Raw genomic sequence first — 21,054 nt, 5'->3', positions numbered from 1 at the left:
CGGTAATATAAAACTTATTAACATAGGGTTTGGTAACATAGTTTCAGCAAACAGGCTGATAGCAATAGTCAGTCCTGATTCAGCACCTATAAAAAGAATAATCCAGGAAGCAAGAGAAAGAGGTATGCTGATTGATGCCACATATGGTAGAAGAACGAGAGCGGTAATAATAACTGATGCTGATTATGTAATACTTTCTTCTGTTCAGCCAGAGACTGTAGCACACAGAATTATAGAACCAGAAGAAGAGTTTGAAGAAGAAGATATTGAAGTTGAAGATGAGGATGATAAAAAATGAGAAATGGACTTTTGATTGTAATATCAGGGCCTGCAGGAACTGGAAAGGGTACAGTTGTTGGAAAGCTTCTTGAGAAAAATCCTAATATCAAGCTTTCAATCTCCAAGACGACCAGAAAACCACGGCCAGGGGAAAAAGAAGGCATGAATTATTTTTTTGTCTCGCGCGAGCAATTTGAAGAAGAGATTAAAAACGAAAGGTTTTTAGAATATGCTGAATATAACAACAACTATTATGGTACGCCCAAAGACTTTGTCTTTGAAACATTGGAAAAAGGTTTTGATGTAATTTTGGAGATTGAGACAAAAGGAGCACTTCAGATTAAAAAAGTATTTTCGGATGCAGTACTGATATTTTTACTGCCCCCATCCATAGAAGAGCTTTACAAAAGACTTGTAAAAAGAGGTACCGAGTCTGAAGATGAAATCAAGGCAAGACTTGAGATTGCCAAGAACGAGATAAAACTTGTGCCTGAGTATGACTATTGTGTTATAAATGACAATGTGGATGATGCTACTGAAAAGATACAAAAGATTATTGAAGTTGAAAAGCTAAAGAGTAGGAGATTTGATATACAAAGATTTTTGAAGGAGTGAATGAAGAATGCTTTTGCGACCAGGGCTTGATGAGCTTTTAAAGTATGTGGACAATAAATACACACTTTCTGTACTTGTTGCAAAAAGAGCAAGACAACTTCTTCAGCAGGCACAAAAAAAGGTTGACATTACCAATTTTAACTCTGACAAGTATGTTACAATGGCAGTAAATGAAGTTGCTTCTGGGAAGATTTCTTACAAATACGTGAAGCCGGTGAAAAAGAATGAGGTTAAAAAATAAAAACATATTAATAGGAGTATGCGGTGGGATAGCAGCATACAAGGTATGCGAGCTTATAAGACTTTTAAAGAAAAATGAAGCAAACGTAAAGGTAATAATGACAGAAAATGCCCAAAAGTTCATAACTCCTTTGACACTGCAAACTCTTTCCCAAAATAAGGTTTATACAGATACTTTTGAAAGCGAGTATTCGTATGATATAGAACATATCTCTCTTACAACATGGGCAGATATTCTTGTGGTGGTTCCTGCAACTGCAAATATAATTGGGAAATTTGCAAATGGTATTGCTGATGATTTGCTGACCACAACGTTTTTAGCATTTGACAAACCTGTGCTGATTGTGCCTGCAATGAATTCGAACATGTTCGAAAATGCTATTGTTCAGCAGAATATTCAAAAGCTTAAATTGGTTGGGATAAACTTTGTACAGCCTGAATCAGGGTTTTTGGCTTGCGGTGTGTATGGCAAGGGAAGATATCCAGAAAATCAAAAGATATTGATTGAGATAGAAAAGCTTCTCTGCAGTCAAGACTTGGCAGGAAAGAAAGTTCTCATTACTGCAGGACCTACGAGGGAATATTTAGACCCCATCAGGTTTATTTCAAACAGGTCATCTGGCAAAATGGGTTATGCCTTAGCTGAAGAGGCATACAAAAGAGGGGCTAAAGTAACTGTTATCTCAGGACCAGTAAATATAAATACCTATGCTGATATAGAGATTATAAACGTACAGACTGCTTTTCAGATGTATCACAAGGTAAAAGATATTTATATGCAGTATGATATACTAATCTTTTCTGCAGCTGTGGCAGACTATAGACCTAAGTCTGTAAGTGAAAATAAGATTAAAAAAGAAAACAGGGATGAACTTGCTATTGAACTTGTTAAAAATCCAGATATTCTGAAGTTTGTAGGAGATAATAAAAAGCCGGGGCAAATAATTGTTGGGTTTTCTGCCGAAACAGAAAATGTTATAGAGAATTCTCAAGAAAAATTAAAAACAAAAAATGCTGATTTGATTGTTGCAAACAATGTGCTTGAAGAAGGGGCAGGGTTTGACGTTGACACAAACATTGTGACACTCATATCAAAAGAAAAGATAGAAAATCTTCCGAAAATGAGCAAAAGTGAAGTTGCTGAAAGAATTTTTGACCATGTATTGACTTACCTCTGCAAAATGTAGCAGAGGTAATAATTTTTAATGGATGGAGTTTGAGTTTTAAGATGATAGCTCAGGTTTGTATCAACTACCATGATGCTAATGTTGATAAGGTGTTTGATTATTTGGTACCAACACATCTTGAAAATAGCGTTGAGATAGGGAAGAGAGTATATGTCAACTTTGGAGTTTCAAACAGAATAGTTGAAGGGCTTGTTGTTGGGATAAAGCAAACTACTGATATAGAGGAAAATAAGATCAAGAGTGTACTTGCTGTAATTGATAAGTTTTCAGTTGTTTCAAAGGAACAGATAGAACTTGCTTTTTCAATGAAGAATTACTATGCGCTAAATCTGGGCGAGGCTTTGTCGCTTGTTATACCTCCTTTTGTGAGTAGCAAACAGATATATAATATCTGTGCAAAAAAGCATGAAGAAAATAGGGACCTGGATGATGATTTAAAAAAGTTGTATGAAAGTATTTTGAAAAAACCGGTAAGCGTAAATTCAAAACTTGTGAAGGAGAATAAAGAAAAAATAATAAAGCTCTTTTTAAAAGGGCTTTTGGAGTTTGATTTGAAGAATTTTGATATAAAAGAAGATAGTGAAAAAAAATTGCCATTGGTAGAACCTGATTATAATTTAACTGAAGAACAGCACAAAGCACTAAATAGTATAATCTCTGCGTTTGATGAAGGAGGATACAGAAATATTCTCTTATTTGGAGTCACAGGAAGTGGAAAAACAGAGGTTTATATAAGAACGATACAATATGCAATTGAAAAAGGCAAGAGTGTCATATTCATGGTGCCAGAAATATCACTCACACCACAGATGATAGAAAATGTTCAAAGCAGAATAGGCAACAAGGTTTTAGTATATCACAGCAAAATGAAAAGTATAGACAGGCTAAATAGCTGGCTTACTGCCAGAAACAAAGAGGCGGTTGTGGTGATTGGTCCGCGATCAGCAGTTTTTGCCCCTGTCAAGAACCTTGGTCTTATAATTGTTGATGAGGAGCATGAACCAAGCTATAAATCTGAAAAATCGCCGCGGATAAATGCTGTTGAGGTTGCCCAGATGAGGGCTAAGATAAATAATATACCCATTATACTTGGCTCTGCAACTCCATCTATTGAGCATTATTTTTATGCACAAAAAGGAAGATATTTCCTTTGTATGTTGAAAAATAGAATAAACAAGAATCTGCCAGAAGTTTTGATTGTTGATATGAAAAAAGAAATCTTAGAAGGTAACAAGTCCATTTTTAGCAGGCTTTTACTTAGTGAAATAGAGAACAACTTGAAAAAAGGAGAGCAGATTCTCCTTTTTTTAAACAGGAGAGGTTATTCTCCAATTGTTATATGCCGTGAGTGCGGCTATGTTTTTATGTGCAAAAATTGTAGTATTTCACTTACATACCACAAAGAGGGATATTTAAAATGTCACTATTGCGGGTATAAAGAGGAATATAGGGGTGTGTGTACAAAATGTAACAGCAGGTATGTCAGACAATATGGTAGTGGTACCCAGAAGATAGAGGAAGAGATAAAAGCGTATTTTAAAGATGCAAGGGTTTTGCGTATGGACAGTGATACAACTTCAAAAAAAGATGCGACAGAACAGATTTTGAAAAAGTTCAGGGAAAAAGAGGCAGATATTCTTGTTGGTACGCAGATGATTGCAAAAGGTTTGCACTTTCCTGACTTGACCTTGGTGGGTGTGATAGATGCAGATATTCTTTTGAACATGCCAGATTTCAGGAGCAGAGAAAGAACATTTCAACTTCTTACACAGGTTGCAGGAAGGTCTGGCAGGGAAAAGCCAGGAAAAGTTATAATTCAGTCTTTTAACCCTGAAGAATATAGCATTGTGTTTGCTTCAAAGCACGACTATGAAAGCTTTTATGTCCAGGAAATGAAACTGAGAAAAATGATGGAATATCCACCGTATTCTTATGTAGTCAACTTTGTTACAGTAGCAAGGGAACAAAACATAGCAAAAAGAGGAATAGAACATGTATATGCTATTCTCAAGGAGTATGAAAAGGAAAATGACATGAAGATTTATGGTCCAAGTGAAAATCCTATCTTTAAAGTAGAAAATCAGTACAGGTATCACATACTGGTGAAGTTTAAAAGGGCTGGGCAAATGATTTGTATAGCAAATCTAATCAAAGAAAGATATAATTATAATAATGCATCGCTTATCATCGATGTAAATCCTTTAGATACACTTTAAAAAAATAGGAGGGTTTAAATCAGACAAATGGCACTGAGAAAGATAAAAATATATGAAGATGAGATACTGCGCAAAAGATCAAAGATTGTTGAGAAATTTGATCAGAGACTTCATCAACTTCTTGACGATATGAAAGACACCATGTATGAGGCAAACGGCATTGGACTTGCAGCGCCCCAGGTGGGAGTACTCAAAAGAGCGGTTGTGATTGATATAGGAGAAGGCGCAATTGAACTTGTCAATCCACAGATAGAATACAGTGAAGGAAGTGTTGTAGATGTAGAGGGGTGTCTTTCTGTTCCAAATGTGTGGGGCGAGGTTGAAAGACCTCAGAAAGTGGTAGTAAATGCTCAAGATAGGTTTGGGAATGAGTTTAGGCTCGAAGCAGAGGGACTTTTAGCAAGGGCGGTGTGTCATGAGATAGATCATCTTGATGGTATTTTGTTTGTTGACAAGGTTATACGATTTGTATCTGAAGAGGAGATCGAGCAAAGGCGCTCAAGAGGCGATAAGATGGATTTAGAATAAATTGCGTGAGTTTTAGAAAGGGGAAAGTGAATTGGACATTGTGTTTATGGGAACACCGGATTTTGCAGTTGATATTTTGCAAAAACTGATTCAAGAGCCTTTTGTCAATTTAAAACTTGTTGTGACCCAACCTGACAAACCTGTTGGGAGAAAAAGAATATTAACAGCACCAGCTGTCAAGGAGTTTGCTCAAAAGATTGGAATAGAAGTTGTTCAACCTGAAAAGCTAAAGAATAACGAGGAGTTTTTTGAACTTCTAAAAGAGATAAATCCTGATACAATCGTAGTTGTTGCATATGGGAAAATTCTTCCCAAAGAAGTACTTGAGATACCCAAGCATGGCTGCATAAATGTTCATGCTTCCCTTTTACCAGAGTACAGAGGAGCTGCGCCAATTCAAAGAGCGCTTATGGATGGCAAGGAATATACAGGTATTACCATTATGAAAATGGACGAGGGATTAGACACAGGAGATATTCTTCTTCAAAAAGAAGTTGAAATTGAAAATGATGATGACATTTTGACACTTTCAAAAAAGCTTGCAGAAGTAGGTGGCAAACTTTTAGTTGAAACTTTGAAAAATATTGAAAATATAACTCCTGTAAAACAGGATCACAGCAGAGCAACATATGCACCTCCTATAAAAAAGGAAGAAGGAAAGATTGACTGGGATATGTGTGCAAAGGAAATTTATAACAGATTCAGAGCTCTTAAGATATGGCCTGGGATTTTTACAACTTTCAAAGAAAAACTTTTAAAAATTCATGATATGGAAATTGCTCAATACAATATCAATAGTAATGTACCAAATGGTACTGTGGTTGAGATAGATGACAGCAGCATTATAATAAAAGTTAGAGATGGACTGATAAGACTTAAACTTCTTCAGCTTGAGGGTGGGAAAAAGATTGGTGCAAGAGACTTTGTCAATGGGTATAAAATAAAAAGAGGAGATGTTTTAGCCTAACTTTAAGGGAGAGGATAAAAAGTGTTATACTATTTTGATCCTTTGTATCTTGTGTTTGCTATTCCTGCATTTTTGATATCTCTAATAGCACAGATGAGAGTACAAATAGTTTTTTCAAAATATTCCAGAGTCAGAACATTTTCAGGGCTGACAGGTGCCGAGGTTGCCAAAAATATATTGTGGTCTAACGGTATTTATGATGTCAGAGTAGAGTATGTACCAGGACTTTTGACAGACCATTACGACCCGCGATTTAGAGTGCTCAGACTATCACAGGGTGTTTTTGATTCCAATTCTGTTGCTGCAATTGGAGTTGCTGCACATGAGGCAGGGCATGCTATTCAGCACTACCAAAAATATCCGTGGCTTGTTCTTAGAACTGCCATGGTACCTGTTGTGAATATAGGATCAAATTTGGCTTTTCCGCTCATTTTGATAGGGCTTTTGCTGAAGAATGGAGATATATTTATAAATCTTGGAATTTTGCTTTTTAGTTTAGCAGTTATGTTTACCTTAATTACGCTGCCTGTTGAATTGAATGCGAGCAAAAGAGCTGTGGATGCGTTAAAAGTAGCAGGGGTTATCCTTCCTGATGAAGAAATAGCAATAAAGAAAGTGCTTGGAGCGGCTGCTATGACATATGTTGCAGCGGTATCTGTTGCTATACTTCAGCTTTTATATTATCTTAGCTTAGTTCAACGAAGAAGGGATGATTAAAGATTAATACGAGAGAAGCTGCTTTTTTGACACTTTTTGAGGTTGAAAAGAAAAAGTTTTCTGGCATGGACTCTTTGATGGAGAAATTCCACCAAAAGTTAAAAAATGAAAAGGACAGGGCTTTGTTTGTTGAGCTGGTTCATGGTGTTTTGAGATACAAAAACCTTATTGATTACTATATTAATTTTGTTACAAAAAAAGGAGTAAAGGATAAAAGGATATTAAACATTTTAAGAGTTGCAACTTACGAACTTCTTTTTCTTGAAAAGATTCCAGAGTATGCAACTGTGAACGAAGCATGTGAGGTTGCAAGTAAAATAAGTCCACATTTGAAAGCTTTCGTGAATGCAATTTTGAGGAATATAATCAGAAACAAAAATCAAATACAAGAGTCATTGGAGAAAATAAAGGATGTGGATTATAAAAGTTATATCTCAATAAAGCTGTCTTATCCAATATTTTTGATAGATTATTTAGAAGAGAGTTATGGATTTGAAAAAACTTTGAAAATTTTAGAATTTTTAAATACAAAACCTCCTCAGAGTATAAAGATTAATACTAAAAAGACGGATGTAAAGGTTTTAATACAAGAGCTTGACAAAAATGGTTTTGAGTATGAAATCAATTTTTACAACCAAGAAGTAATCTACGTTTTGAAGGGCAACATAAAGGAAACAGAGCTTTATAAAAAAGGTTATTTCTATTTTCAGGATTTGGCATCCTCACTTGTGGTGAAGTTAAACCAAGAAGATTTTAAAGAGGCAAGAAAAGTAATAGACCTATGTGCTGCACCAGGTGGAAAGACTTTTAACTGTGCAGAGGTTATAGACGGATTTGTTGTGGCATGTGATATAAACGATCATAAGCTTGACGTTTTGAGAGAAAACATTCTGAGACTGGGATTTGATAATATTATTGTTGCAAAAAGTGACGCTGAGGTCTTTAACCCTGATTTTGCTGGGCGGTTTGACATTGTGATTGCGGACCTTCCATGTACTGGTTTTGGTGCAATCAGGAAAAAGCCTGATATCAAATGGAACAAAAGTTATCAGGATATTGAGAATCTTCATGAGCTACAGGTAAGAATACTTGATAATGCGGCAAGTTACTTAAAAAGAGGAGGACTTCTTTTTTATTCCACATGCACGCTTGGAAGAAAAGAAAATGAAGGGACAGTTTTAAAGTTTTTAGATAAACACAAAGATTTTTCATTGGTATCCCAAACAACCATTTTCCCTGACGAGTTTAAATGTGATGGATTTTATATAGCTAAACTAAGGAAAGAGGGCGAAGTATAAACAAGATGAAAAAACTTATAAAAGATTTGACGTTTGATGAGCTGAAAAAGTGGCTCGAAAATATTGGTGAAAAACCTTTTAGAGCAAGCCAGATTTTTGAGTGGCTTTACAAGAAAAATGCTACTGATGTAATGCAGTTTACCAATCTACCACTCGAACTTCGAGAAAAGATTGGTGATGAGTTTTTGATAAACTCTTTACAGATTTTGCAACATCAAAGTGATGGAGAGAGTATAAAATTTTTGTTTGAACTTGGCGATAAAAATGGGATTGAAAGTGTATTTTTGCCTTATCGATATGGAAATGCAATATGCGTCTCAACACAAGTTGGGTGCAGAATGAACTGCAGGTTTTGTGCTTCTGCCATAGGCGGGTTTGTAAGAAACCTTTCGGCAGGGGAGATGGTTGACCAGATAATCAACGTAGAAAACTTTACAGGCAAAAGAATAACCAATGTCGTTCTGATGGGAAGTGGCGAGCCATTTGACAACATTGAAAATGTGTTTAAGTTTATAGAGATAATAAATTCAAAAGAGGGGAAAAACATAGGGGCGAGACATATCACAATCTCCACAGTTGGCATAGCTGAAGGAATTTATAGGCTCTGTGATTTTCCAAAACAAGTAAACCTTGCAATATCTCTGCATGCTCCGAATAATAGGCTGAGAGATAAACTTGTTCCGATGAACAAAAAATATCCTGTTGAAGACATCATGAAGGCAGTCGACTACTACATCCAAAAAACCAACAGAAGAGTCACATTTGAGTATGCCTTGATAGATGGAGTAAATGATTCTATTGAGTGCGCTGAAGAACTTGGACAAATGCTAAAGGGTAAGCTTGTACATGTAAATTTGATTCCTGTAAACCCTGTTGAAGAAAAGGGGTTTAGAAGACCTTCAAAAGAAAAAATAAAAGCATTTTTTGAAACCTTAAGATCATATCAGATTCAAGTTACAATCAGAAGAGAGCTTGGTAGTAGTATATCTGCAGCGTGTGGACAGCTGAGAAGACGGTATTTTAACATTTCAGAGAACTAGGGGATGAAGTGTGTGAAATACGTTGCACTCACAGAAAAAGGAAATGTAAGGGCAAACAATGAGGATTATTATCTTGTTTACACAGGGGAAGATGGACTAAATGTTTTCTTAATAGCTGATGGGATGGGTGGACACAGTGCAGGTGAGGTGGCAAGTAGCCTTGCCTGCAAGTATGTACTGGACTATATTTTATTGAATCAGAAAAGTTTAGAATATTCTTTAAAGGAGACCATAAAAGAAGCTTACAAATACGCAAACCAAAAGATTATACACCATCAGATAAAAAACCCCATTTTGTATGGAATGGGGACCACTTTAGCGGGACTATTTTGCTACAGGGATAAGATATTTATAAGCAATATTGGAGACTCAAGAGTTTACATCGTAGATAGCAACGAAATTAGACAAATTACAGAAGATCATTCTCTGGTTTATGAGATGTTCAAAGATGGAAAAATTACAAAAGAGGAAATTTACACCCATCCTAAGAGAAACATTATAACAAGAGCGGTTGGCATTGAAGAGGATCTGGAAGTTGATATTTATGAGCTGACCAGAGATGAAAGTCAGCACTACTACTTTTTGCTGTGTACAGATGGGCTTACCAACATGGTACTTGAGTCATACATACAGAAGATATTTGAGGAGAATAGTTTTGATGAAATAGGGAAGACATTGATAGAAAAAGCCCTTGAGGCAGGTGGAACTGACAATATAACCGTTATCTATCTTTTGGTATGAAGAATAAAAGACGTGGTGAGGGTGATGATGCCATATGGATGATTTTGTAATAGGCAACAGATATAAAGTGGAAGAGAAGTTAGGAAGCGGTGGAATGTCGGTTGTGTACAAAGCCAAAGATGCAATTTTAAATAGATATGTTGCCATAAAAGTTTTAAGATCCGAATTTGCAGCTGATGAGGAATTTTTGCAACGGTTCAGAACAGAGGCGCTGGCAGCTGCATCTCTTTCGCATCCTAACATTGTATCTATCTATGACGTTGGGCAACAGGATGGGATGTACTACATAGTTATGGAATATGTAAACGGCAAAACTCTAAAAGAGTTTATGAAAGAAACGGGCAGGCTCAGTCCAAAAGATGCAACAACCATTGCTATACAGGTTTTAAGAGCTTTGGACCATGCTCATAAAAAAGGCATTGTGCACAGGGATATAAAGCCACAAAACATCTTGATTGACGAAAATGGAATTGTCAAAGTAACAGATTTTGGCATTGCGCGTGCAGTTTCAACAGGTACCATAATAAATACAAATCTCACCATTGGCTCTGTCCATTATTTTTCGCCGGAACAGGCAAGAGGGGGATATGTAGACAACAGGTCTGATCTGTACTCTCTTGGAGTTGTACTTTATGAAATGGTGACGGGAGTTTTGCCGTTTGACGGTGACACTCCAATTTCCATTGCACTGAAGCATTTGCAGGAACAGCCTGTCAAACCCACACTTTACAATCCCAATATACCAAGAAGCTTGGAAGCAATAATTTTGAAAGCAATGCAAAAAGACGTTCTGCTGAGATACCAGTCTGCTGGCGAGATGATTCAAGATTTGAAAAATTCACTTGTTGAACCAGAGGGTGATTTTGTCAAGATAGAATCTCATGAAAATGTTCCCACAAAACAGTTTCAGTTTGACCAGATAAAATCAGGTGATACTGCTTTGAACGAAAAGAAACAGCTAAAAGAAAAAAGAAAAGATTGGATTTATGTGGTAGCAGGAATTTTAACTGCCCTTATTATTGTTGCAATAGGCTGGCTTATATTTTATAATGCTATTGGGAAAAGTCTGACTTATCAAGAAAATGACATAACAATGCCAGATCTTGTTGGTTTTTCGATTGATGATGCAAAAGCCAAGCTTGATGAGCTGGGGCTCAAATATACAGTTGAAGAGCAAAACGATCAGGCTGAAAAAGGTACAGTGATTAATCAAGACCCTGCAGCGGGTATCAAAGTAAAAAAGGACACTACTGTGAGACTTACGGTAAGCAAAGGACCAGAGATGATCAAAGTGCCTGATGTGGTTGGACTCAATATCAAGGATGCTCAAATAGAGCTTGATAACAGTGGTTTGAGCGCTGAGATAAAGAGAGATTATTCTGACAAGCCGGTGGATACGGTTATTGAACAGCAGCCTTCCGCAAACCAGCTCATAGAAAAAAACGGTACTGTGATTTTGACTGTAAGCTTAGGTCCAAAAATAGAAAAAGTAGCAGTTCCAGACGTTACAGGAATGAATGTAGTTGATGCCAAGGATGTTTTACAAAAAAACGGACTTAACGTCGGGAACATAACTTATAAAGAGGTTACAGACAGAGAGTCTGATATTGTTATCAGCCAATCACCATCTTACGGACAGCAGGTTGTAAAAGGAAGCAATGTGGATTTGATAGTGACCAAAAAGGTTGAGCCAAAAAGTACCACTAAGATAATTATAAAAACAGTAATTTTACCTTCTGATTTAGAAGAAGCAAATGTTAAAATAGTGGTTGTCTCAAATAGTAATGAGAGCATTGTATTTGATAGGATAGTGAAAAAGGAAGAAACTCCTTTGCAAGTGAAAATTCCTATTACTGGACCATCTACAATCAGAATGTATATAAATGACCAATTATCAACAGAGGAGACGGTGGAGTAGCTATGCAAATAAATGGGGTGATTGGGAAGCTAATTGCTGGATTTTATTATGTCTATGACCATGAAGGAAATGTATATGAATGCAGAGCACGAGGAGTTTTTAGGAAGGATGACATAGTTCCGCTTGTAGGTGACAATGTTGTTATTGTAGAGAAAAGCAAGGGTGCATATGTTATAGATAAGATCTTACCACGAAAAAATCAGCTTGTTCGTCCACCAATTGCAAATGTAGACATTGCTATTGTGGTAGTAGCGTCAGTGTCGCCTGAAGTATCTTTAATTGCTCTGGATAAACTTTTAGTAAATGTGTTGAAAGAAAAAGTAAAGCCTGTAATTTGTGTAAATAAAATTGATTTAGATGGTGGGAAAACATTTGAGATGATAAAATCCCAATACACTGTGTTTGATGTGATAGGTGTGTCTGCAAGGACTGGAAAAGGTATTCATGAGCTCAAAGATTACATCCAAGGAAGAATCTCAGTTTTTGCTGGGCAATCTGGTGTGGGGAAAAGTTCTATACTAAACTGTTTAATTCCAGGAGCTAATTTAAAAGTTGGTGAAATCTCTAAAAAGATTGAGAGGGGAAGACACACAACAAGGGTGGTAGAACTTTTACGTGCAGGGGATGATACCTACATTGCAGACACACCAGGTTTCAGTTCAATTGAGATAATGGGGCTTCTAAGACATGAGCTCAAATATTATTATCCAGAGTTTTATGAATATGAAGGCTGTAAGTTTCCAGGATGCAACCATATATTTGAACCTGACTGTATGGTGAAAGCTGCTGTGACTGAGAAAAAAATAAATTTTGAAAGGTATGAGAGGTACAAGCAGATATTTATGCAACTTCCTGCACAAAAAGAGTACAGTTAAAGGAGAGGATTAAAAGTTGCCAATAAAGATTGCACCGTCCATTTTATCTTCTGATTTTGCAGACCTTAAAAGCGAACTTAAAAAACTCGAAGTGGCTGGAGCCGATTTGGTTCATATAGACGTCATGGACGGAAATTTTGTGGACAATATAACAATTGGTGCACCAGTTGTAAGTAGCTTAAGGAAAAACTCCAAACTTTTTTTTGATGTACATCTAATGGTTGTACATCCCGAAAAACATATCGAAAGGTTTGTCCAAAGCGGGGCTGATAATATTACCGTCCACGCAGAGGCAACCTACCACTTGGATGCCATCATCAACAGGATAAAAAGTTTTGGCAAAAAAGCAAGTGTTGCACTAAATCCTGCAACGCCTGTATACATGATAGAGAATGTACTTGGTATTGTTGACATGGTTTTAATTATGACTGTAAACCCTGGGTATGGAGGGCAGAAGTTTATACCATATACTCTAAAAAAGATTGAAATATTGGCAAACCTTAGAGAAAAGGAAGGACTTTCGTTTGAGATAGAAGTTGACGGTGGTATTAACGAGGAGACAATTGTTGATTGTGTCAATGCAGGGGCAAACGTGATAGTTGCTGGTTCATATGTATTTGACAGTGGTGATGTCTCAAAATCTATTGAAATTTTGAGAAGTAAAATTCAGAGTTTGAGGTAATAATTTTTGCGCTTCTTGTTAAAATAAAATTAAGGTGGTATAATATTTATAATCAGAGGTGCTGACATAAAGTAAATTAGCATGAGAGTGGGTATCCCCCACTCTTTAATATTGTTTATGGAGTTTTCATAGGGAAAAAGCTTTAATCGAAGGGAAGGGTATACTGATGTCAAAAATAACAAAGAAAGTGGAGGAACTTGTAAAACCTATATTAGAAAGGTATGGCTTTGATTTGGTAGATATTGAATTTAAAAAGGAAGGAAAAAGTCATTTTTTGAGAGTGTATATAGACAAACCCGGCGGAATTACAATAGATGACTGTCAGCTTGTTAGTGAAGAACTTTCTGATAAATTGGATATTGCTGATCCTATTCCTTTTAGCTATTATTTAGAGGTCTCATCGCCAGGTGTGGACAGACCTCTTGTTACTGATAGAGATTTTATAAGAAACAAAGGAAGAGTTGTGGATGTGTTTTTGAAACAGCCTTTTTTAAACCGCACAAAAATCACAGGAGAGCTTGTGGAGAAGAATGAGAAGTCCTTAGTTTTGATTGTGGATAAGGAGAAGATAGATATACCTGTTGAAAATGTAAAGAAGGTAAAACTTGCGATAAGATTTTAACTATGGGATGAAGGGGGATTTCAAAAAATGCCAAAAAAAGAACAAACTCTTGATTTTCAGGAATTATTTTCGGCAATTGATGAGCTTGAGAGAGAATATAAGATAGAAAGGGATTATATATACTCAGTTTTAGAATCAGCTCTTCTGACTGCTTATAAGCAGGTGAAAGGAATAAAGGACAAAAATCTTTCCAATGTTAAGGTTTCTATCGAACCAGAAAAAGGAAGTGTTAAAATTTATGAGTACAGAAAAGTGGTTGAAAATGTTAAAGACAGAAAAAGTGAAATTTCTCTTGAAGATGCACAAAAAATTGATAAGCGATATAAAGTTGGGGATATTGTAGTGATAGAGGTTCCAATTTCACAGTTTAGTAGAAAAGCAGCAATGACAGTCAGACAGACAGTTATTGGGAAGATTCGAGAAAAAAGAAAAAGTATTATCTTTGAAGATTACTCTTCAAAAGTTGATAATATTGTAACGGGTATTATCCAGAGGATTGACAAGAAAAACGTTATTGTAGAGATTGAGGGTGGAAAAGTTGAAGCAATTCTTCCCATGGAAGAACAGATACCTGGTGAAGAATATAAACCAGGGGTAATGATGAAATTTTATATTACTGAGGTTAAAATTCCACCCAAAGAAAAAGAGCCCATTGTTTATCTTTCAAGAACCCATCCAAATTTGATAAAAAGACTTATGGAGAATGAGGTACCTGAGATACAAGAGGGTATAATTGAAATAAAGGCAATTGCGAGAGAGGCAGGTTCAAGGTCAAAGGTGGCAGTTTATTCTAATAGTTTAAAGGTTGACCCTGTTGGAGCTTGTATAGGTGAAAAGGGTATACGAATCCAGAATGTACTAAAGCATTTGAATGGTGAGAAGATTGATATTGTAAAATGGAGCAGTGACATTGGCGAGTTTATAAAAAATGCTCTCAGTCCTGCGGAGGTTGTGCATATTGATTTGAATCTAATTGAAAAAAAAGCGTTTGTCCTTGTTCCAAATAGCCAATTGTCTCTTGCTATTGGCAAGGGGGGACAGAACGCTCGGCTTGCAGCAAAACTGACTGGCTGGAAGATAGATATTAAGGGTAAATGATTGATTGGGGTGAAAAGGTGCAAGAGTATATTCCGCATAGAAAATGTGTCGGATGTATGAGCATAAAGCCAAAAAAAGAGCTTTTGCGAATAGTCAAAACAAATGAGGAGATTTTTATTGATCCAAAACAGAAGATGCAAGGGAGAGGAGCATATATTTGTAAAGATTTAGAGTGTTTAAAACTTGCTATAAAGAAAAAGGGGTTAGAAAAGTCGCTGAAGATTAATATTCCAAAAAGCTTCTATGAGGAACTTGAGAGATTTTTGAAAGATGGGCAATAAAAAGCTTTTATGCGGAGGTGTGGGAATGTCTAATAAGCTTAGAATATATGAATTTGCGAAGTTATTGGACATGCAAAATAAAGATTTGATGGATGTACTTAACAAGTTGAATATTGAGCATAAGAATCATATGAGTGCTCTTGAAGAAAATGATATAAATCTTGTGCTGGAATATATTTTACAAGAGAAGGACAAACAGCAAACAGATAGAAAAGCAGAAAGAAGACCTATTTCAAAGGAGCCACAGGTGCAAGAAAAGAGGCAAAAACCAGAAGACAGAAAACCAAGAAGGTTTGACGAAAAGCCTCGTCATGAAAGAAAGCCAGAAGGGAAAGAACAAGGAAAACAACAAAGGCCAGTAAAGCAGCCAATTGCTAAGGTCGAGAGTGTAAAAAGAGAAACTGATGAAGGTGGTAGAAAAATTACAGATGTTGTTCTTCAGCAGGAAGTAGAGAAAAAACAGATTTCAAAACCAAAGTACGAGGTTGCAAAGGAGCAGAAAATAGAAAAGAAGTTTCAGGATAAGTCTCAGGCAAAACAAAAACAAGAAAAAGCTCCAAAACACAGAAAACAAGTTTTTGCTGTTGAGGAAGAACATCATGATGTGCTATTGGACAGAGAAGAGCTTGAAAAAGTTGACAGAGAAGTAGAAGATACCCTTTTAGAAGAAGAATACTTGCAAGAAAAGCATATCAGACGTGGTAGAAAAGAAAAATTAAAGAAGAAGTCGAAAGAGCAAAAAGAGGTTTTGAAACTCCAGACAAAGACTTCTCAGGAGAAGAAAGAGGAAGTAATAAAGATTCCAGATAAGATTGTAGTTGGGGAATTTGCAAATTTGATAGGAAAACCTGCAGCAGAGATTATTAAAAAGCTAATAATGCTTGGCATAATGGCAAATATCAATCAGGAAATAGACTTTGATGTTGCATCTTTAATAGCAGAAGATTATGGATTTAAAGTTGAAAAGGAGATTATAAAAACTGAGGAAGAGATTCTTTTGGAAGACCAGGAAGATCCACCAGAAAGCCTTGTACCAAGACCACCTGTTGTTGTTGTGATGGGTCATGTTGACCATGGAAAGACATCCTTACTTGATGCTATAAGAAAAACTAACGTAACTGAAAAAGAAGCGGGTGGAATTACACAGCATATAGGTGCATCTGTTGTTGAGATAAATGGCAGAAAGATAACTTTTTTAGACACCCCTGGACATGAAGCGTTTACTGCGATGAGAGCAAGAGGCGCTCAGGTTACTGATATAGCAGTACTTGTTGTTGCTGCTGATGATGGTGTTATGCCACAGACGGTAGAAGCTATCAACCACGCAAAAGCAGCAAATGTTACCATCATAGTTGCAATCAACAAAATCGATAAGCCAGAGGCAAATCCCGAAAGAGTAAAGCAGCAGCTATCAGAATATGGACTTATTCCAGAGGAGTGGGGTGGAGATACAGTTTTTGTAAATGTCTCTGCAAAGAAAAAGATAGGTATTGACCATCTGCTTGAAATGATTTTGCTTGTTGCAGACCTTATGGAGCTCAAAGCAAATCCGAACAGACCTGCCCGCGGCAGGGTAATTGAAGCAAAACTTGATAAAGGGAGAGGACCTGTTGCAACAGTTTTGATTCAAAAAGGAACACTAAAAGTAGGGGATTATGTTGTTGTTGGAAACACATGGGGCAGGGTTAGAGCAATGATGGATGACAAAGGTCAGAGAATAAAGGAAGCAGGACCTTCCATGCCTGTTGAAATTTTGGGACTTGAAGATGTGCCTGTTGCAGGTGACGAGCTTGTATGTGTAAAAGATGAAAAGACAGCAAAAACAGTTGCCCAGATTAGACAGGAAAAGCTCAAAGAAGAGAAGATGCAAAGTACAAAGATATCTCTTGATGAACTTTTTGAGAGAATTCAAAAAGGTCAGTTGAAAGAACTAAGGGTTATAATAAAAGCTGATGTTCAAGGGTCGGTGGAAGCGTTAAAATCTGCTGTTGAAAGACTTTCAAACGACAAGGTCACTGTCAAGGTTATACATGCTGCGGTTGGTGCAATTACTGAATCTGATGTTACTTTGGCTTCTGCATCAGATGCTATAATAATAGGTTTTAATGTCAGACCGGAAGTTGGTGCAATGTCACTTGCTGAAAAAGAAAAGGTTGATGTGAGGATGTACAGAATTATTTATGATGTCATAAATGATATTGAAGCTGCTATGAAAGGGTTGCTTGAACCTGTTTATAAAGAAGTGGTAATAGGACATGCAGAAATAAGGCAAATATTCAAATCATCTGCAGTTGGTACAATTGCAGGATGTTATGTTTTAGATGGCAAGATAACAAGGACAGCAAATGCGCGAATTATTCGTGACGGTGTTGTTGTATATGAAGGGAAACTTGCGTCGCTCAAGCGTTTTAAAGATGATGTGAGAGAAGTTGCAGCCGGATATGAATGTGGTATGACCTTTGAAAAGTTTAACGATATAAAAGAAGGGGATATTGTGGAAGCATATGAGATGCAGAAAGTAGAAAACTAAATTTATAAAAGAGGTGAGGGGGACAGTATGCAGTTTGAGAGATCAGATAGGGTCTCTGAGGAAATAAAAAAGGAACTGAGTGATATAATTCAACATGAGCTCAAAGATCCTCGCCTTTGTGCAGAGCTTATAAGCGTTGTAAAGGTGAATATGAGCAAGGATTTGAGATATGCAAAGGTTTATGTTAGCATATTTGACAAAGACAAAGAAAAGGTTGAAAGTACAATGAAAGCGTTAGAAAATGCAAAGCCTTATATTCGAAGGGAAATATCAAGGAGAATAAGCTTGAGATTTACTCCAGAGATAACATTTGAACTGGACGACTCAATTGAGTATGGAGCACGAATCTCCCAGATTTTGAATCAGCTGAATATTTCAAAAGAAGATGAAAATATTGAGGAAAGTGAAGGTGAAGAAGAAAATTGATAGAAAATAAAATTATTCAGCAGCTTTTGAAATCAGATTCGATTGCTATTGTCTCGCACGAGAATCCGGATGGGGATTGCATCGGTTCTATGCTTGCACTTTATATTGCACTTAAAAGAAAAGGTAAAGATGCAAGAATGTTCTTGAAAAATAATGTTCCAAAGAATTTGAGGTTTTTACCTGCAGCGGAAAAAATAGAGGTGGTAGACAGAATTGACGAAAAATTTAATGTTCTTGTCTTGCTTGATACAGGCGAACTTGAGAGGACAGGGATTGAAAACATTGAAAATTGTTATTCAAAGCTAATAAACATAGACCACCATGTTACAAGCGAAGGAATAGGCGATTTGTTTTATATAAATTCTTCCTCTGCTGCAACAGGTGAGATTATATACCAGATTGTCAAACTGATGGGCATTGACAATGACAAGGAAATTGCAACTTGTCTTTACACAAGTGTTTTTACTGACACAGGTGGATTTAGATATTCAAATACTACTTCAATAACCCATCAGATTGCAGGTGATTTAATAAATACTGGAATTGATTTTGTATATATTATCAACAAGGTATTTGATGAGATGAGCCTTTCAAAGTTCAATCTTTTGAAAGATGTTTTACAGACGTTAGAACTTTTTGAGAAAAACAAGATTGCCTTTTTAACAGTAACAAGAGAGATGCTAATTAAAAATGGTGCCTCACGAGATGAGACGGAAAATCTCATAAATTTTGCAAGAAACATCGAAGATGTTGAAGTAGCTGCAATATTTATTGAAGAAGAAGACAAAATTAAGGTAAGCCTGAGATCAAAATACTATATTGACTGTGCTCAGGTTGCCAAGGAATTTGGCGGAGGTGGGCATCTCAGAGCAGCTGGTTTTACAAGTAGAAATGTTTCTTTAGATGCTTTAAAGGAAAACCTGATAAAAAGATTGAAAAGTGATCTGAGATGAATGGAGTTTTACTTGTTGACAAGCCAGTGGGAATTACCTCACATGATGTTGTTGAATTTGTCAGAAAAGTGTTCAACGTGAAAGCTGGGCATGCAGGAACGCTTGACCCGTTTGCAACAGGGCTTTTGGTCATTTTGATTGGGGAGGCTACAAAGCTTTCTTCTTTCTTTACCAGTCAGGAAAAAACATATATAGCAACAATGCAGTTTGGTATAAGAACCGACACACTTGATATAACTGGTAAAATCAAAGAAAAGAATATGATAATTGTTGAACAAAAAGAGATAGAAGAATGCTTTAAAATTTTAAAAGGAGAAATCGAACTTAATGTTCCAATTTTTTCTGCCAAAAAACTCAATGGTAGAAAACTCTACGAGTATGCACGAAAAGGAATAAATATTGAAATTCCAAAGGTGAAGAGTATCATATATAATATAGAGATAATAAGCTTTTCCTATCCGTATCTTAAATTTAAAGTTAGATGCAGCCATGGAACGTATATAAGAAGTTTGGCAGAAAAAATCGCAGAAAATCTTTCGACGGTAGGTCTGCTTTCTGAGCTAAGAAGGATAAGAAGCGGTTTTTTTGATTTGAAAGATGCAGTTACTTTGAGCGATATCAGGGCAGAAAGTATAATTCCTGTATGTAGGTTATTTAAAAATGAGATAAAAGTAGGTAGAAAAACATATAAGAAAATTTTAAATGGGAATCCACTCGTAAACCAGGACATAGAAGATATTATAGATATAGACACTGCATTTGCAGACTTTTATAAAATTTGTGTTGATGAGGCTGTCTTTATCTACAAAAGAGAAAAGGATGTATTCAAATATGTTTTAAAGGTGGAAACTACAGATGAATGTTTATGAAATGGTGGCGAAAAGGGGAGATACCCCGGCTGTTGCGCTTGGTTTTTTTGACGGCTTTCATATAGGTCATAAAAAGCTGTTTGAGGTTTTAGATGCAAATGCCAGGGGTAGAAAAAAAGTTGTTTTTACTTTTAAAAATCATCCTGACAACCTTCTTGGCTTTAATATAAAGTATATACTTACAAATGAGGAAAGATTAGAATTTTTCAGAAATTATAGCATAGATGATGTGTATTTTATAGAATTTAATAAAAAGATAATGCAGATGGATAAAGATAGGTTTATTGAGGAAATTCTAATTGATAAGTTAAATGTATCAGTGGTAGTTGTAGGGTATGACTTTACGTTCGGATACATGGCAGAGGGTGATAGCAAGTATCTATGTGAAAAACTTCACCAGTTTGGTCGAAAGTGTATAGTGATTGACCCGGTGATGTACCAAGAGCACATTGTGAGCAGCACGCTAATTCGAAGGTTAATACTTGAGGGGAACATAAAACTTGCAAATTGTATGCTTGGCTTTAACTTTTTTATTAATGGTACTGTTAAAAGAGGTAACAGGTTGGGGAAAAAGATAGGGTTTCCAACTATTAATATAAAATTTGATAAAGAAAAGATTGTACCAAGGAAAGGTGTATATATTACAAATACAATTATCGACGATAAGAGGTATCTTTCTATAACTAATGTAGGGACAAATCCTACTGTTTCAGCATCAGAGAATATAAAAATAGAGACGCACATATTGAGTGTTGATAAGAACATGTATGGCAAGCGAGTTAAAATAGAATTTATCGATTTTGTGCGTGAAGAGAAAAAATTTTCAAATATAGATGAACTTAAAAATCAAATAGCGAAAGATGTTGAATATGTAAAAACTTTATTTTGCAAAGCAAATATATAGACATAAGCAAAGATTTTTGCTACAATATGCTATGTGCTAACCTGAGTCATTGTCAGAGGATGCTCCCA

22 protein-coding genes are annotated in these 21,054 nt (G+C 36.1%); all 22 read left to right on the top strand.

Annotated elements, in window-relative coordinates; all coding sequences use genetic code 11:
- The first annotated feature begins 7 nt into the window (after nucleotides 1-7).
- The 22 genes from remA to COB47_RS07395 all read left to right on the top strand — a co-directional run bounded on the left by remA (nucleotide 8) and on the right by COB47_RS07395 (nucleotide 20,986).
- On the top strand, nucleotides 8-298 hold the full coding sequence (gene remA, locus COB47_RS07500) for an extracellular matrix/biofilm regulator RemA (RefSeq protein ID WP_041723413.1): 291 nt from the start codon (nucleotides 8-10) through the stop codon (nucleotides 296-298).
- The gene (gene gmk, locus COB47_RS07495) at nucleotides 295-894 is read left to right on the top strand and encodes a guanylate kinase (RefSeq protein WP_013290777.1); all 600 of its coding nucleotides are present in this window, start codon (nucleotides 295-297) and stop codon (nucleotides 892-894) included. Before remA ends, gmk begins: the two co-directional genes overlap by 4 nt.
- A gap of 7 nt (nucleotides 895-901) precedes the next feature.
- The gene (rpoZ, locus tag COB47_RS07490) at nucleotides 902-1,135 is read left to right on the top strand and encodes a DNA-directed RNA polymerase subunit omega (protein ID WP_013290776.1); all 234 of its coding nucleotides are present in this window, start codon (nucleotides 902-904) and stop codon (nucleotides 1,133-1,135) included.
- A complete protein-coding gene (coaBC, locus tag COB47_RS07485) occupies nucleotides 1,119-2,321 on the top strand; it encodes a bifunctional phosphopantothenoylcysteine decarboxylase/phosphopantothenate--cysteine ligase CoaBC (RefSeq protein ID WP_013290775.1) in 1,203 nt (400 codons plus the stop codon). Before rpoZ ends, coaBC begins: the two co-directional genes overlap by 17 nt.
- Before the next feature lie 41 nt (nucleotides 2,322-2,362).
- Complete coding sequence (gene priA / locus COB47_RS07480; RefSeq protein WP_013290774.1) at nucleotides 2,363-4,537, top strand: replication restart helicase PriA; 2,175 nt, start codon at nucleotides 2,363-2,365, stop codon at nucleotides 4,535-4,537.
- A gap of 27 nt (nucleotides 4,538-4,564) precedes the next feature.
- Nucleotides 4,565-5,065: a peptide deformylase gene (gene def / locus COB47_RS07475; protein ID WP_013290773.1), complete on the top strand. Its 501-nt coding sequence runs from the start codon at nucleotides 4,565-4,567 to the stop codon at nucleotides 5,063-5,065.
- A gap of 46 nt (nucleotides 5,066-5,111) precedes the next feature.
- Nucleotides 5,112-6,032 (top strand): methionyl-tRNA formyltransferase, encoded by a 921-nt coding sequence (gene fmt / locus COB47_RS07470; protein WP_013290772.1) that lies wholly within the window; start codon nucleotides 5,112-5,114, stop codon nucleotides 6,030-6,032.
- Nucleotides 6,033-6,053: 21 nt separating this feature from the next.
- Nucleotides 6,054-6,749, top strand: a complete 696-nt coding sequence (locus COB47_RS07465) for a zinc metallopeptidase (protein WP_013290771.1) — start codon at nucleotides 6,054-6,056, stop codon at nucleotides 6,747-6,749.
- A gap of 2 nt (nucleotides 6,750-6,751) precedes the next feature.
- Nucleotides 6,752-8,047, top strand: a complete 1,296-nt coding sequence (rsmB, locus tag COB47_RS07460; RefSeq protein ID WP_083771538.1) for a 16S rRNA (cytosine(967)-C(5))-methyltransferase RsmB — start codon at nucleotides 6,752-6,754, stop codon at nucleotides 8,045-8,047.
- A 5-nt stretch (nucleotides 8,048-8,052) separates the two neighbouring features.
- Complete coding sequence (rlmN, locus tag COB47_RS07455) at nucleotides 8,053-9,087, top strand: 23S rRNA (adenine(2503)-C(2))-methyltransferase RlmN (protein WP_013290769.1); 1,035 nt, start codon at nucleotides 8,053-8,055, stop codon at nucleotides 9,085-9,087.
- Nucleotides 9,088-9,090: 3 nt separating this feature from the next.
- Nucleotides 9,091-9,828, top strand: coding sequence for a Stp1/IreP family PP2C-type Ser/Thr phosphatase (locus COB47_RS07450; protein ID WP_013290768.1), 738 nt, complete (start codon nucleotides 9,091-9,093; stop codon nucleotides 9,826-9,828).
- A gap of 34 nt (nucleotides 9,829-9,862) precedes the next feature.
- Nucleotides 9,863-11,746, top strand: coding sequence for a Stk1 family PASTA domain-containing Ser/Thr kinase (gene pknB, locus COB47_RS07445; RefSeq protein WP_013290767.1), 1,884 nt, complete (start codon nucleotides 9,863-9,865; stop codon nucleotides 11,744-11,746).
- Nucleotides 11,747-11,748: 2 nt separating this feature from the next.
- Complete coding sequence (gene rsgA / locus COB47_RS07440) at nucleotides 11,749-12,621, top strand: ribosome small subunit-dependent GTPase A (RefSeq protein WP_013290766.1); 873 nt, start codon at nucleotides 11,749-11,751, stop codon at nucleotides 12,619-12,621.
- Nucleotides 12,622-12,637: 16 nt separating this feature from the next.
- The gene (rpe, locus tag COB47_RS07435; RefSeq protein ID WP_013290765.1) at nucleotides 12,638-13,303 is read left to right on the top strand and encodes a ribulose-phosphate 3-epimerase; all 666 of its coding nucleotides are present in this window, start codon (nucleotides 12,638-12,640) and stop codon (nucleotides 13,301-13,303) included.
- 166 nt (nucleotides 13,304-13,469) lie between these two features.
- The gene (locus tag COB47_RS07430; protein WP_013290764.1) at nucleotides 13,470-13,925 is read left to right on the top strand and encodes a ribosome maturation factor RimP; all 456 of its coding nucleotides are present in this window, start codon (nucleotides 13,470-13,472) and stop codon (nucleotides 13,923-13,925) included.
- A 27-nt stretch (nucleotides 13,926-13,952) separates the two neighbouring features.
- Nucleotides 13,953-15,023, top strand: a complete 1,071-nt coding sequence (nusA, locus tag COB47_RS07425) for a transcription termination factor NusA (protein WP_013290763.1) — start codon at nucleotides 13,953-13,955, stop codon at nucleotides 15,021-15,023.
- A gap of 17 nt (nucleotides 15,024-15,040) precedes the next feature.
- Nucleotides 15,041-15,304 (top strand): RNase P modulator RnpM, encoded by a 264-nt coding sequence (gene rnpM, locus COB47_RS07420; protein WP_237698874.1) that lies wholly within the window; start codon nucleotides 15,041-15,043, stop codon nucleotides 15,302-15,304.
- Nucleotides 15,305-15,329: 25 nt separating this feature from the next.
- On the top strand, nucleotides 15,330-17,834 hold the full coding sequence (gene infB / locus COB47_RS07415; RefSeq protein WP_013290761.1) for a translation initiation factor IF-2: 2,505 nt from the start codon (nucleotides 15,330-15,332) through the stop codon (nucleotides 17,832-17,834).
- 27 nt (nucleotides 17,835-17,861) lie between these two features.
- Nucleotides 17,862-18,260 carry a 30S ribosome-binding factor RbfA gene (gene rbfA / locus COB47_RS07410; protein ID WP_013290760.1) on the top strand — a complete coding sequence of 133 codons (399 nt, stop codon included), beginning with the start codon at nucleotides 17,862-17,864 and terminating at the stop codon, nucleotides 18,258-18,260.
- The gene (locus COB47_RS07405; RefSeq protein ID WP_013290759.1) at nucleotides 18,257-19,213 is read left to right on the top strand and encodes a DHH family phosphoesterase; all 957 of its coding nucleotides are present in this window, start codon (nucleotides 18,257-18,259) and stop codon (nucleotides 19,211-19,213) included. The genes rbfA and COB47_RS07405 overlap by 4 nt, the downstream gene beginning before the upstream one ends.
- Nucleotides 19,210-20,082 (top strand): tRNA pseudouridine(55) synthase TruB, encoded by an 873-nt coding sequence (truB, locus tag COB47_RS07400; protein WP_013290758.1) that lies wholly within the window; start codon nucleotides 19,210-19,212, stop codon nucleotides 20,080-20,082. The genes COB47_RS07405 and truB overlap by 4 nt, the downstream gene beginning before the upstream one ends.
- On the top strand, nucleotides 20,069-20,986 hold the full coding sequence (locus COB47_RS07395) for a bifunctional riboflavin kinase/FAD synthetase (protein ID WP_013290757.1): 918 nt from the start codon (nucleotides 20,069-20,071) through the stop codon (nucleotides 20,984-20,986). The genes truB and COB47_RS07395 overlap by 14 nt, the downstream gene beginning before the upstream one ends.
- The last annotated feature ends 68 nt before the right edge of the window (nucleotides 20,987-21,054 follow it).

Origin of the sequence: Caldicellulosiruptor obsidiansis OB47 (assembly GCF_000145215.1) — a bacterium.
GTDB classification, from domain to species: Bacteria; Bacillota; Thermoanaerobacteria; order Caldicellulosiruptorales; family Caldicellulosiruptoraceae; genus Caldicellulosiruptor; species Caldicellulosiruptor obsidiansis.
This window is presented reverse-complemented; position numbering and strand designations above follow the sequence as displayed.